Here is a 12,472-nt window from a genome sequence, read left to right as displayed (position 1 = left end):
GATGAATCGAGCCCCCGGGCCGACCTGCCCTCCGCCCCCTCTCCTAGACTTCCCGGCATGCGAAACGAGCCCGACGGCACCGCCGACACCGCCGTCCGCGTCCGCGGCCTGGTCAAGCGGTACGGCACGAAAACCGCCGTCGACGGCCTCGACCTCGACGTGCGCACCGGCACGGTCACCGCGGTCCTCGGCCCCAACGGAGCCGGCAAGACCACCACCATCGAGACCTGCGAGGGCTACCGGAGGCCGGACGCCGGCACCGTCCGCGTCCTCGGCCTCGACCCGGTCGCCGACGCCGCCGCCCTGCGCCCCCGCGTCGGCGTGATGCTCCAGTCGGGCGGCGTCTACTCCGGCGCGCGCGCCGACGAGATGCTCCGCCACATGGCGAAGCTCCACGCCCACCCGCTCGACGTCGACGCGCTCGTCGAACGGCTCGGCCTCGGCTCCTGCGGCCGTACGACCTACCGGCGGCTCTCCGGCGGCCAGCAGCAGCGGCTCGCCCTCGCCATGGCCGTCGTCGGCCGCCCCGAACTCGTCTTCCTCGACGAACCCACCGCCGGCCTCGACCCGCAGGCCCGCCGCGCCACCTGGGACCTCGTCCGCGAGCTGCGCGCCGACGGCGTCACGACCGTCCTCACCACCCACTTCATGCAGGAGGCCGAGGAGCTCGCCGACGACGTCGCCATCGTCGACTCGGGCCGGGTCGCCGCCCAGGGCAGCCCCGAGCAGCTCTGCCGCGGCGGCGCCGAGAACACCCTCCGCTTCACCGGCCGCCCCGGTCTCGACCTGGGCTCCCTGCTCAAGGCACTCCCGGACGGCACCGAGGCCGCGGAGCCGCTGCCCGGCGCGTACCGGATCACCGGCACCGTCGACCCCCAGCTGCTCGCCACGGTCACCACCTGGTGCGCCCAGAACGGCGTCATGCCCGACCGCATCTCGGTCGAGCGCCACACCCTCGAAGACGTATTCCTGGAACTGACGGGCAAGGAGCTCCGGTCGTGAGCGCAGGCATCTACTCCCCGAAGCCGGGGGCCGCCCCCGTCGGACGGATGATCGCGGCCCAGACGGCCCTGGAGACCCGGATGCTGCTCCGCAACGGCGAGCAGCTCCTCCTCACGGTGATCATCCCCTCCCTCCTGCTGGTGCTCTTCTCGACCGTGGACGTCGTCGACACGGGCGCCGGCGAGGCCGTCGACTTCCTCGCCCCGGGCGTCCTCGCCCTCGCCGTGATGTCCACCGCCTTCACCGGCCAGGCCATCGCCACCGGCTTCGAGCGCCGCTACGGAGTCCTCAAGCGGCTCGGCGCCTCCCCGCTGCCCCGCTGGGCCCTGATGACCGCCAAGACGCTCTCCGTGCTGGTCACCGAGGTCCTCCAGATCGTCCTGCTGACCGCCATCGCGCTCGGCCTGGGCTGGTCCCCCCGGGGCAACCCGCTCGCCGTGCTGCTCCTGCTGGTCCTCGGCACCGCCGCCTTCTCCGGGCTCGGCCTGCTGATGGCCGGCACCCTCCGCGCCGAGGCCACCCTCGCCGCCGCCAACCTGGTCTTCCTGCTGCTCCTGGTCGGCGGCGGGGTGATCGTCCCGCTGGAGAAGTTCGGCGCGGCCGGCGACGTGCTGGGGCTGCTGCCGATCGCCGCCCTCTCCGACGGCCTCAGGGACGTCCTCCAGGGCGGCGCGGGCATGCCGTGGGCCGACGCCGGGATCCTCGCCGCGTGGGCCGTCCTGGGGCTCGGCGCGGCGGCGCGGTTCTTCCGCTGGGAGTAGTCGCGGGGGTTCAGAGGGTGACGTTTCCCGACAAGGCACCCCTCGTGAAAGCGTGCACAAGCCCCCGCCTACGATAGGGCCCGTGCAGACCCCCCTCGCCTTCATCGCCCAGCGCTGGACGCCGTCCCCCCGGATCCTCCGGCGCGCCGCGCTCTCCGCCGTCGTGATGAGCGTGCTCATCATCGTCACGGGCGGCGCGGTCCGGCTGACCGGTTCCGGCCTCGGCTGCGACACGTGGCCCAAGTGCACCGACGACAGCCTCATCGTGACGCCCGAGCAGGGCTACCGCGGCCTGATCGAGTTCGGCAACCGGATGCTGACGTACGTCCTGTCGGCGGCCGTCGGCTGGGCGATCATCGCCGCCCGGTCGACCAAGCCGTGGCGGCGGAACCTCACCCGCTGGGGCTGGGCGCAGTTCTGGATCGTGATGAGCAACGCCGTCATCGGCGGCATCACCGTCTGGATGGGCCTCAACCCGTGGACGGTGGCCGGCCACTTCCTGGCGGCGAACGCGCTGCTGACGGTCGCCGTGATCACCTGGCACCGGACCGGCGAGGGCGACACGCCCGCCCGCCCGCGCGTGCCGGGGCCGGTACGGAAGCTGTCCTGGGCGATCACGATCGCCTCGGCGCTGCTCATCGTGCTCGGCACCACGGTGACCGGCGCGGGCAAGCACGCGGGCGACAGCAGCGACGTGCCCCGCATGCCCTGGGACTGGACGGCCGCCGCCCATCTGCACGCCATCGCCGCCTGGGTCGTCTGCGCCCTCGCCGTCGCGATGTGGCTGGTCCTGCGCGTGGTCGACGCCCCGGACGACATCCGCGCCCGCGCCCGCGACCTGCTGATCGTGCTGCTGGCGCAGGGCGCCATCGGGTACGTCCAGTACCTCACCGGCGTCCCGGAGCTCCTGGTGGCCGTCCACATGCTCGGCTCCTCGCTGATGTGGATCGCCGTCGTGCGCCTGGCCCTGAGCCTGCGCGAGCGTCCGCTGCCGACGGCGGACATCCCGGCCCAGGCCGAGCCGGAGCCGGCGAACGCCTGACCCACCCCCGAAGCGGGTCCACCGGCTCACCCGAGCCGGTAGACCCGCTTCGCGTTGTCCGCGGCCAGCATCGAGGCGACCCGCTGCGCGTCCGTACGGGACCAGGCGCCGTCCATGACCCAGGCGCCCAGCACCCGGCCGAGGGCGGCCCTGAAGGCGCTGGCGGCCACCACGTGCAGCTCGGGCAGGCCGCGGGCGCCGCTGGAGTAGAGCAGCTTGCCGAACGGGGCCAGTTCCAGGACCTCGGCGAGGACGTCCGCCGCGCGGGCCCCGGTGTGCGCGAGGGCGGCGCCGAGGTCGGCGTGGACGTGCGGGAAGACCCCCGCCATCCGGGCGGCCGTGCGGTGGTGCGGCGCGCCGTGCAGCAGGACGAGGTCGGCGCCGAGCCCGGCGGTGGCGGCGGCGAATCCGGCCAGGCCGCCCGGGTCGCGGTCCCCGGTGTGCAGCTGGAGCGGCCGGCCCGCGCCGACCGCGATCCACAGCAGGTGGCGCAGCAGCACCGGCGAGTCGAGGGGGCCGCCGGCGGGGCGGTCGGCGAGCCAGCGCCCGGCGGCCCGGCGGGCCTCGCCCCGCCCCGGGGGGTCCGCGACGGCGGCGAGGCCGCAGCGCGCGGCGGACGCGGAGGAGAAGGCCACCGAGTGCACGGCGGCGCTCTGGACGGCCTCGGTGAGGTTGGCGAGGAAGGCGTCGACGGTGCCCGAGGTGTCGGCGACCTGCTCGGCGAGGGGTTCCAGACGGACGATCTCGTGGGCCCGGGCCTCCCCGGCGGCGGCGAGCTCGGCGGGCCCGGTGAGGTCGCCGGGGAGGCCGGTGTCGACGAGGTACGTGGCGATGCCGGCGCCCCCGAGGAGCCTGCGGCCGGTCTCCGCGACGCCGAGCTCGCGGCGGCGGGCCAGGTAGCGGGCGGGCGGGCAGTGCGGCTCCAGGCCGAGGAGCGGCGGGCACCAGCGGCGTACGGCGAAGCCCGTCTGGGTGTCGAAGAAGGTGGTGCCGGAGGCGGGCAGGACGGCTGCCGGGCCGAGGTGGGCCTCGAAGGTGCCGAGGCCCAGCTCCGTCCGGAGCACCCCGTGGCAGTACTGGTCCACCAGGCGCGGCGTGTCGATCATCTCGGGGGGCTCCCTGCGTGGGCGTGTCTCCACACGTCCTAACGGGTGAGCCCCGCGCGAGGTTGTTGCCTCGCGCCGATGACGGCGTCCGGCCCGCGGTGACCGGTCACGCCGACCGGTGCCGTCGCGGGACGAGGTCCGGGCCCAGGTCCGGGCCCGGGTCCCGGTTCGGGTCCGGCCCCGGGGTCAGGCGTTGGCGGGGCCGCCGAGCTGGATACCGGCCATCCGGGTCCACTCGTACGGGCCGGTGACGACCTTGGCGGCGAACTCGCCGTCGAACTCGTCGTGCAGGGTCAGCCCGGCCTTCTCGGCGGCCTGCTGGGCGATCGCGTAGGTGGGGGCCACCAGGTCGCCCCAGCCGCCGTCCTCACCGACGAGGACGATCCGGGTGCCGGCCTGGCCGATGTGGGCGAGCTGGCCCTCGGCGCCGCCGTGCTCCTTGCCGAAGGCGCGGATCTCCTTGGCGAGCTTCGCCGCCTTGCGCTCGGCGCGCGGGGAGACGGCCGTGGTGTCTTCCGTGGTGTCTGCCATGACAGGGATGCTACCGAGCGGTAGATCGACTGACGACGGCCGGGCCGCGTGGGACAGCCCACACGACCCGGCCGCCGGAGCCGGACAGGACCTAGCGCAGGAAGGGGTCCACCGCGACCGCCACGAAGAGCAGCGACACATAGGTGATGGACCAGTGGAAGAGGCGCATCTCCTTGAGCTTCGCGCCGGTGACCTCCGACTTGGCGCGGTTCAGCAGGCCGTGCGCCTCCCAGAGCCACCAGCCGCCGGTGGCCAGCGCGACCGCCGTGTAGAACCAGCCCGTGTAGCCCAGCGGGGTGAGCAGCAGCGAGACCGCGACCATGACCCAGCTGTAGAGGACGATCTGCTTGGCGACGACCTTGTTGGACGCGACCACGGGGAGCATGGGGACGCCCACGCGCGCGTAGTCGTCCTTCACCTTCATCGACAGCGGCCAGTAGTGCGGCGGCGTCCAGAAGAAGATGACCATGAAGAGGATGACGGCGGCCCAGGACATCGAGTTGGTGACCGAGGACCAGCCGATGAGGACGGGCATGCAGCCGGCGATGCCGCCCCAGACGATGTTCTGCGCGGTGCGCCGCTTCAGGATCATCGTGTAGATCACGACGTAGAAGAGGAGCGCGCCGAGGGAGAGCCAGGCGGAGAGCCAGTTGACCAGCAGGCCGAACCAGAGGGTGGAGACGACCGCCAGGGTGATGCCGAAGACCAGGCCCTCGCGCGGCGAGACCATTCCGGTGACCAGCGGGCGCTGCGCGGTGCGGTCCATCAGCGCGTCGATGTCGCGGTCGATGTACATGTTGAGCGCGTTGGCGCCGCCGGCCGAGAGGTAGCCGCCGAAGCAGGTGGCGAGCACCAGCCACAGGTCGGGGACGCCCTGTTCGGCGAGGAACATCACCGGAACGGTGGTGATGAGCAGCAGCTCGATGATCCGCGGCTTGGTCAGCGCCACGAATGCCTTGACGCGGGCCCCGAACGGCCGATGGCCCCCCGGACCGGTAGCCACGACGACCCCTGCGGGTCGGGACTCGACGGCCGTCACGCACACCCCTGACAGAGAAATTCCCAGCAAGTTCCCCGGATAAAGGCGGGGTGAAACTTGCGCGTACCACGCCACTCTAGACGTTGCCCAGACAGCGATCTTCGCGGGGGTGGGGTCGTGTTGGCGGGCCTCACTCTTAGGCGTGCGTCCCTCCCCGTATCAAGGGGCGGACACCCTTCGGCGCGCCGTTCGGGAGGCGAACCGCCACGGGCACCGGCACTGTTGCTCCGTCCGCTCATTTGAGGGGCATGGACACGAAAAGAGGGGCCTTTTTCGGGGGTAGGCTCGACAACGCCGGTACACCCTCAGTCACCGGCTACAGACATGTGGAGAGGAGCCCTGACCCAGGGTGAGCACTAAGCCGACCACCACAGACCTCCAGTGGACCGAATTGGACCAGCGGGCCGTCGACACCGCCCGCATCCTGGCCGCGGACGCCGTACAGAAGGTCGGCAACGGCCATCCGGGTACGGCGATGAGCCTCGCGCCGGCCGCGTACACCCTCTTCCAGAAGGTGATGCGCCACGACCCGTCCGACCCCGAGTGGGTCGGCCGCGACCGGTTCGTGCTCTCCGCGGGCCACTCCTCCCTGACCCTGTACACCCAGCTGTACCTGGGTGGCTTCGGTCTGGAGCTGGACGACCTCAAGGCGTTCCGCACCTGGGGCTCGAAGACCCCGGGCCACCCCGAGTACGGCCACACGGCCGGCGTCGAGACGACCACGGGCCCGCTGGGCCAGGGCGTGGCGAACGCGGTGGGCATGGCGATGGCCGCCCGCTACGAGCGCGGTCTCTTCGACCCGGAGGCGGCCCCCGGCACCTCCCCCTTCGACCACCGCGTCTACGCGATCGCCGGCGACGGCTGCCTCCAGGAGGGCATCTCCGCCGAGGCGTCCTCGCTCGCGGGCCACCAGAAGCTCGGCAACCTGATCCTGCTGTGGGACGACAACCACATCTCGATCGAGGGCGACACCGAGACCGCCGTGTCCGAGGACACGATGAAGCGGTACGAGGCGTACGGCTGGCACGTGCAGCGCGTGGAGCCGCAGGCCAACGGCGACCTGGACCCTGCCGGCCTGTACGCGGCGATCCGCGCGGCCGAGGCCGAGACCGAGCGTCCGTCGTTCATCGCGATGCGCTCGATCATCGCCTGGCCCGCGCCGAACGCGCAGAACACCGAGGCCGCGCACGGCTCGGCGCTCGGCGACGACGAGGTCGCGGCCACCAAGCGCGTCCTGGGCTTCGACCCGGAGCAGAGCTTCGAGGTCTCCGACGAGGTCATCGGCCACACCCGCGGGCTCGGCGACCGGGGCCGCGAGGCCCGCGCCGCCTGGGAGAAGCAGCTCGCCGAGTGGCGTACGGCCAACCCGGAGCGGGCCGCCGAGTTCGACCGGATCCAGGCGAACGAGCTGCCGGCCGGCTGGGAGGGGAAGCTCCCGGTCTTCGAGGCGGGCAAGTCCGTCGCCACCCGCGCCGCCTCGGGCAAGGTGCTCCAGGCGCTGGGCGAGGTCGTCCCCGAGCTGTGGGGCGGCTCGGCCGACCTCGCGGGCTCCAACAACACGACGATCGACAAGTCGTCCTCCTTCCTCCCCGAGGGCAACCCGCTGCCCGAGGCGAACCCGTACGGCCGCACGATCCACTTCGGCATCCGCGAGCACGCCATGGCCGCGGAGATGAACGGCATCGCGCTGCACGGCAACACCCGCATCTACGGCGGCACCTTCCTGGTCTTCTCGGACTACATGCGCAATGCGGTGCGCCTGTCGGCCCTGATGCACCTGCCGGTGACCTACGTGTGGACGCACGACTCGATCGGCCTCGGCGAGGACGGCCCGACCCACCAGCCGGTGGAGCACCTGGCCGCGCTGCGCGCGATCCCGGGCCTGAACGTGGTCCGTCCGGCCGACGCCAACGAGACGGCGATCGCCTGGCGCGAGATCATGAAGCGGCACACCCGTGAGTACCTGAAGGGCGCGCCGCACGGTCTGGCGCTCACCCGTCAGGGCGTGCCGACCTACGCGCCGAACGAGGACGCGGCGAAGGGCGGCTACGTGCTGTTCGACGCCGAGGGCGGCGAGGCGCAGGTCGTGATCATCGCGACCGGCTCCGAGGTGCACCTGGCCGTCGAGGCCCGCGAGCAGCTCCAGGCCGAGGGCGTCCCGACCCGCGTGGTCTCGATGCCGTCCGTGGAGTGGTTCGAGGAGCAGGACCAGGCGTACAAGGACTCCGTCCTGCCGCCGTCGGTGAAGGCGCGTGTCGCGGTGGAGGCCGGTGTCGGCCTGACCTGGCACAAGTACGTCGGTGACGCCGGCCGGATCGTCTCGCTGGAGCACTTCGGCGCCTCGGCCGACGCCAAGGTCCTCTTCCGTGAGTTCGGTTTCACGCCGGAGGCCGTGGCCGCCGCCGCCCGGGAATCGATCGCAGCCGCCGCGCGCTGACGCGGATACGTACGACTTTTTGGAGATGCAACTCTCATGACAGACGCTCTCAAGCGCCTCTCCGACGAAGGCGTCGCGATCTGGCTGGACGACCTGTCGCGCCGGCGGATCACCTCCGGGAACCTGGCCGAGCTGATCGACCAGTCGCACGTGGTCGGTGTGACCACCAACCCGTCGATCTTCCAGAAGGCGATCACCTCGGGCGACGGTTACGAGCAGCAGCTCGCCGACCTGGCCGCCCGCAAGGTGACCGTGGACGAGGCCATCCGCATGATCACGACGGCGGACGTCCGTGACGCCGCCGACATCCTGCGCCCGGTCTTCGACTCGACGGACGGCCAGGACGGCCGGGTCTCCATCGAGGTCGACCCGCGGCTCGCCCACGAGACGGCCGCGACGATCGCCGAGGCGAAGCAGCTGGCGTGGCTGGTGGACCGGCCCAACACGCTCATCAAGATCCCGGCGACCCAGGCGGGTCTGCCGGCGATCACCGAGGTCATCGGCCTCGGCATCAGCGTGAACGTGACGCTGATCTTCTCGCTGGAGCGCTACCGCGCGGTGATGGACGCCTACCTGGCGGGCCTGGAGAAGGCCCGCGAGCGCGGCCTCGACCTGGCGAAGATCCACTCGGTGGCGTCCTTCTTCGTCTCCCGCGTGGACACCGAGATCGACAAGCGCCTGGACGGCATCGGCACCGACGAGGCCAAGGCTCTCAAGGGCAAGTCGGCGCTGGCCAACGCGCGCCTCGCCTACGAGGCGTACGAGGAGGTCTTCTCGGACTCCTCGGAGCGCTGGGCGGCCCTGGACAAGGCGCAGGCCAACAAGCAGCGTCCGCTGTGGGCCTCGACCGGCGTCAAGGACCCGGCGTACAAGGACACGCTGTACGTGGTGGACCTGGTCGCCCCGGGCACCGTCAACACCATGCCGGAGGCGACCCTGGAGGCCACCGCCGACCACGGCGAGGTCTCCGGCGACACCATCCGCGGCACGTACGACTCCTCCCGCGAGGTCCTGGCGGCCGTCGCCAAGCTGGGCATCAGCTACGACGACGTGGTCCAGCTCCTGGAGGACGAGGGCGTCGAGAAGTTCGAGGCGTCCTGGAACGACCTGCTCAGCTCGACCGAGGCGGAGCTCGCGCGCCGCGTCCCTTCGGAGGCCTGACCACTTTGAGCACCGTCGACGGAGCCAACCCGCTCCGTGACGCCGCAGACCGACGGCTCCCGCGCATCGCGGGGCCGTCGGGCCTGGTCATCTTCGGCGTCACGGGCGATTTGTCCCGTAAGAAGCTGATGCCCGCCGTCTACGACCTGGCCAACCGCGGCCTGCTGCCGCCGGGCTTCTCGCTCGTCGGCTTCGCCCGCCGGGAGTGGCAGGACGAGGACTTCGCGCAGGAGGTCCACGACGCCGTCAAGCAGCACGCCCGCACCCCCTTCCGCGAGGAGGTCTGGCAGCAGCTCATCCAGGGCATGCGGTTCGTCCAGGGCGACTTCGACAGCGACGAGGCGTTCGAGCAGCTGAAGGACACCATCCAGGAGCTGGACAAGGCGCAGGGCACCGGGGGCAACTTCGCCTTCTACCTGTCCGTGCCGCCGAAGTTCTTCCCGCTCGTCGTCCAGCAGCTGAAGAAGCACGGCCTGGCCGACCAGAAGAACGGTTCCTGGCGCCGCGCCGTCATCGAGAAGCCCTTCGGCCACGACCTGACCTCCGCCAAGGAGCTCAACGAGGTCGTCCACGAGGTCTTCCCGCCCGAGGCGGTCTTCCGCATCGACCACTACCTCGGCAAGGAGACCGTCCAGAACATCCTGGCGCTCCGCTTCGCCAACACCCTCTTCGAGCCGATCTGGAACCGGTCGTACGTCGACCACGTGCAGATCACCATGGCCGAGGACATCGGCATCGGCGGCCGCGCCGGCTACTACGACGGCATCGGCGCCGCCCGTGACGTCATCCAGAACCACCTGCTCCAGCTGCTCGCGCTGACCGCGATGGAGGAGCCCGCCTCCTTTGACGCCGACGCGCTCGCCGCGGAGAAGACCAAGGTCCTGGGCGCCGTCCGGCTCCCCAAGGACCTGGCGAAGTCCACCGTCCGCGGCCAGTACGGCGCGGGCTGGCAGGGCGGCGCGAAGGCCGTCGGGTACCTCCAGGAAGAGGGCATCGACCCCCAGTCGAAGACCGACACCTACGCGGCGATCAAGCTGGAGATCGACAACCGCCGCTGGGCGGGCGTCCCCTTCTACCTGCGCACCGGCAAGCGGCTCGGCCGCCGGGTCACCGAGATCGCGGTGGTCTTCCAGCGCGCCCCGCACTCCCCCTTCGACCACACGTCGACGGAGGAGCTGGGCCGCAACGCCATCGTCATCCGGGTCCAGCCCGACGAGGGCGTCACCGTCCGCTTCGGCTCCAAGGTGCCCGGCACCCAGATGGAGATCCGGGACGTGTCGATGGACTTCGCCTACGGCGAGTCCTTCACCGAGTCCAGCCCCGAGGCGTACGAGCGGCTCATCCTGGACGTCCTCCTCGGCGACTCCAACCTCTTCCCGCGCGTGGAGGAGGTCGAGCTGTCCTGGAAGATCCTCGACCCGATCGAGCAGTACTGGGACGCCCACGGCAAGCCCGCCCAGTACGAGTCCGGGACCTGGGGCCCGGTCGAGGCGGACGAGATGCTCGCACGAGACGGACGGAGCTGGCGCCGGCCATGAAGACCGACCTGACGGACACCACGTCCTCCAAGATCAACAAGGCGCTGGTGCTCGGGCGGCGGGCGATCGGCACCCCGGCCGTCGGCATGGTGCTCACCCTCGTCATCGTCACCGACGAGGAGAACGCCTACGACGCGCTGAAGGCGGCCAACGAGGCGTCCCGCGAGCACCCCTCGCGGACCCTCGTGGTCATCAAGCGGGTCTCGCGCTCGCCGCGGGACCGGGCCAACACCCGGCTCGACGCCGAGGTCCGCCTCGGCGCCGACGCCGGCTCCGGGGAGACGGTGATCCTCCGGCTCTACGGCGAGGTCGTCGACCACGCCCAGTCGGTGGTGCTGCCGCTGCTCCTCCCGGACGCCCCCGTCGTCGTCTGGTGGCCGGTGAACGCGCCGACCGACCCGGCGAACGACCCGCTGGGCGCCCTCGCCCAGCGGCGGGTGACCGACACGTACGCCGCCGAGCAGCCCATCGAGGAGCTGACCTCGCGCGCGGACACCTACACCCCCGGCGACACGGACCTCTCGTGGACCCGGATCACCCCGTGGCGCTCGATGCTGGCCGCCGCGCTCGACCAGGTCCACTGCAAGGTGACCTCGGCCGACGTGGAGGGCGAGGAGTTCAACCCGAGCGTCGAGCTGCTCGCGATGTGGCTGGCCGAGCGGCTGAAGGTGCCGGTGCGGCGCTCCCTCTCCCAGGGGCCCGGCCTCACCTCCGTACGCCTGGAGACCAGCGCGGGACCGATCGTGCTCGACCGGCCCGACGGCTCGCTCGCGACCCTCTCCATAGAGGGCCAGCCCGACCGCGCGGTGGCGCTCAAGCGCCGCGAGACGGCCGAGCTGATCGCGGAGGAGCTGCGCCGGCTCGACCCGGACGACACCTACGCGGCCTCGCTCAAGTTCGGTCTTGAGCGGCTCGACGAGGAGGCGGCCGTCACCGCCCCCGCGCCGGAGGAGCCCGCCCCGGACGTCACCGCCGCGCCGGAGTCCGCCGCCGAGCCGTCGAAGAAGGCGCCCGCCAAGAAGGCCCCGGCGAAGAAGGCGGCGGCCAAGTGAGCGCCCCTCAGCTGGTGGTCCACCGGGACAAGGAGCTCATGGCCGAGGCCGCGGCGGCCCGGCTGATCACCCGGATCGTGGACGCCCAGTCCTCGCGGGGCGCCGCCTCGGTCGTGCTGACCGGCGGCCGCAACGGCAACGGGCTGCTCGCCGCGCTCGGCAGCGCGCCCGCCCGGGACGCGATCGACTGGTCGCGGCTCGACCTGTGGTGGGGCGACGAGCGGTTCCTGCCCGAGGGCGACCCCGAGCGGAACGTCACCCAGGCCCGCGAGGCGCTGCTCGACCGGGTCCCGCTCGACCCGGCCCGGGTGCACGCCATGCCGGCCTCGGACGGCCCCTGGGGGAACGACGCCGACGCCGCCGCCGCGGGGTACGCCGCGGAGCTGGCCGCCGCGGCCGGCCCGACCGAGCGGGACGGGGTGCCGGCCTTCGACGTGCTGATGCTGGGCGTCGGCCCGGACACCCACGTGGCCTCGCTCTTCCCGGAGCTGCCCGCGGTCCGGGAGACCGAGCGGACGGTGGTCGGCGTGCACGGCGCGCCCAAGCCGCCGCCGACCCGGATCTCCCTGACCCTCCCGGCGATCCGGGCGGCGAAGGAGGTCTGGCTGCTCGCGGCCGGAGCGGACAAGGCGAAGGCCGCGGCGATCGCGCTCTCCGGCGCCGGCGAGGTGCAGGCCCCGGCGGCCGGCGCCCGCGGGCGCTCGCGCACGCTGTGGCTGATGGACGAGGCGGCGGCCTCGGAGCTGCCGCGGAGCCTGTACCCGCCGGCCTCGGCCTGACGGAGGCTCACCCGGCGACGGCGG

General features: G+C 72.3%; 11 protein-coding genes. 8 read left to right on the top strand and 3 right to left on the bottom strand.

Annotated elements, in window-relative coordinates; translation table 11 throughout:
* The first annotated feature begins 57 nt into the window (after positions 1-57).
* The 3 genes from ACIGHB_RS15835 to ACIGHB_RS15825 all read left to right on the top strand — a co-directional run bounded on the left by ACIGHB_RS15835 (position 58) and on the right by ACIGHB_RS15825 (position 2,805).
* Positions 58-1,002: an ABC transporter ATP-binding protein gene (locus ACIGHB_RS15835; RefSeq protein WP_399913438.1), complete on the top strand. Its 945-nt coding sequence runs from the start codon at positions 58-60 to the stop codon at positions 1,000-1,002.
* Positions 999-1,763, top strand: coding sequence for an ABC transporter permease (locus tag ACIGHB_RS15830; protein WP_399913435.1), 765 nt, complete (start codon positions 999-1,001; stop codon positions 1,761-1,763). The genes ACIGHB_RS15835 and ACIGHB_RS15830 overlap by 4 nt, the downstream gene beginning before the upstream one ends.
* Positions 1,764-1,845: 82 nt before the next feature.
* Positions 1,846-2,805 carry a COX15/CtaA family protein gene (locus tag ACIGHB_RS15825; protein WP_360312833.1) on the top strand — a complete coding sequence of 320 codons (960 nt, stop codon included), beginning with the start codon at positions 1,846-1,848 and terminating at the stop codon, positions 2,803-2,805.
* A gap of 26 nt (positions 2,806-2,831) precedes the next feature.
* Here ACIGHB_RS15825 and ACIGHB_RS15820 read toward each other — a convergent pair whose 3' ends face one another.
* The 3 genes from ACIGHB_RS15820 to ACIGHB_RS15810 form a co-directional block, all read right to left on the bottom strand.
* Positions 2,832-3,911: an amidohydrolase family protein gene (locus ACIGHB_RS15820; protein ID WP_360312831.1), complete on the bottom strand. Its 1,080-nt coding sequence runs from the start codon at positions 3,909-3,911 to the stop codon at positions 2,832-2,834.
* Between the two features lie 186 nt (positions 3,912-4,097).
* Positions 4,098-4,442: a hypothetical protein gene (locus ACIGHB_RS15815; protein ID WP_388869653.1), complete on the bottom strand. Its 345-nt coding sequence runs from the start codon at positions 4,440-4,442 to the stop codon at positions 4,098-4,100.
* 91 nt (positions 4,443-4,533) lie between these two features.
* Positions 4,534-5,487 (bottom strand): heme o synthase, encoded by a 954-nt coding sequence (locus ACIGHB_RS15810; RefSeq protein ID WP_399913430.1) that lies wholly within the window; start codon positions 5,485-5,487, stop codon positions 4,534-4,536.
* A 343-nt stretch (positions 5,488-5,830) separates the two neighbouring features.
* On the opposite strand from ACIGHB_RS15810, the gene tkt reads away from it, so the two are divergent.
* The 5 genes from tkt to pgl are packed head-to-tail and all read left to right on the top strand — an operon-like array spanning position 5,831 to position 12,448.
* Positions 5,831-7,918 (top strand): transketolase, encoded by a 2,088-nt coding sequence (gene tkt / locus ACIGHB_RS15805; RefSeq protein WP_360312825.1) that lies wholly within the window; start codon positions 5,831-5,833, stop codon positions 7,916-7,918.
* Positions 7,919-7,954: 36 nt separating this feature from the next.
* On the top strand, positions 7,955-9,079 hold the full coding sequence (gene tal / locus ACIGHB_RS15800; protein ID WP_360312823.1) for a transaldolase: 1,125 nt from the start codon (positions 7,955-7,957) through the stop codon (positions 9,077-9,079).
* 5 nt (positions 9,080-9,084) lie between these two features.
* The gene (gene zwf, locus ACIGHB_RS15795) at positions 9,085-10,617 is read left to right on the top strand and encodes a glucose-6-phosphate dehydrogenase (RefSeq protein WP_360312821.1); all 1,533 of its coding nucleotides are present in this window, start codon (positions 9,085-9,087) and stop codon (positions 10,615-10,617) included.
* On the top strand, positions 10,614-11,669 hold the full coding sequence (gene opcA / locus ACIGHB_RS15790; RefSeq protein WP_399913425.1) for a glucose-6-phosphate dehydrogenase assembly protein OpcA: 1,056 nt from the start codon (positions 10,614-10,616) through the stop codon (positions 11,667-11,669). The genes zwf and opcA overlap by 4 nt, the downstream gene beginning before the upstream one ends.
* Positions 11,666-12,448, top strand: coding sequence for a 6-phosphogluconolactonase (gene pgl, locus ACIGHB_RS15785; RefSeq protein WP_360312817.1), 783 nt, complete (start codon positions 11,666-11,668; stop codon positions 12,446-12,448). The genes opcA and pgl overlap by 4 nt, the downstream gene beginning before the upstream one ends.
* Positions 12,449-12,472: the final 24 nt, after the last annotated feature.

It is taken from the genome of Streptomyces sp. NPDC085460 (assembly GCF_044541975.1).
Lineage (GTDB): Bacteria > Actinomycetota > Actinomycetes > Streptomycetales > Streptomycetaceae > Streptomyces.
Note: the sequence above shows the minus strand (reverse complement) of the source record. Positions and strands in the feature narration are given on the sequence as shown.

Coding starts and splice junctions, on each gene's coding strand:
- ACIGHB_RS15820 (WP_360312831.1), bottom strand. CDS start 3,911: ATGATCGACACGCCGCGCCTGGTGGACCAGTACTGCCACGGGGTGCTC.
- tal (WP_360312823.1), top strand. CDS start 7,955: ATGACAGACGCTCTCAAGCGCCTCTCCGACGAAGGCGTCGCGATCTGG.
- ACIGHB_RS15835 (WP_399913438.1), top strand. CDS start 58: ATGCGAAACGAGCCCGACGGCACCGCCGACACCGCCGTCCGCGTCCGC.
- ACIGHB_RS15815 (WP_388869653.1), bottom strand. CDS start 4,442: ATGGCAGACACCACGGAAGACACCACGGCCGTCTCCCCGCGCGCCGAG.
- opcA (WP_399913425.1), top strand. CDS start 10,614: ATGAAGACCGACCTGACGGACACCACGTCCTCCAAGATCAACAAGGCG.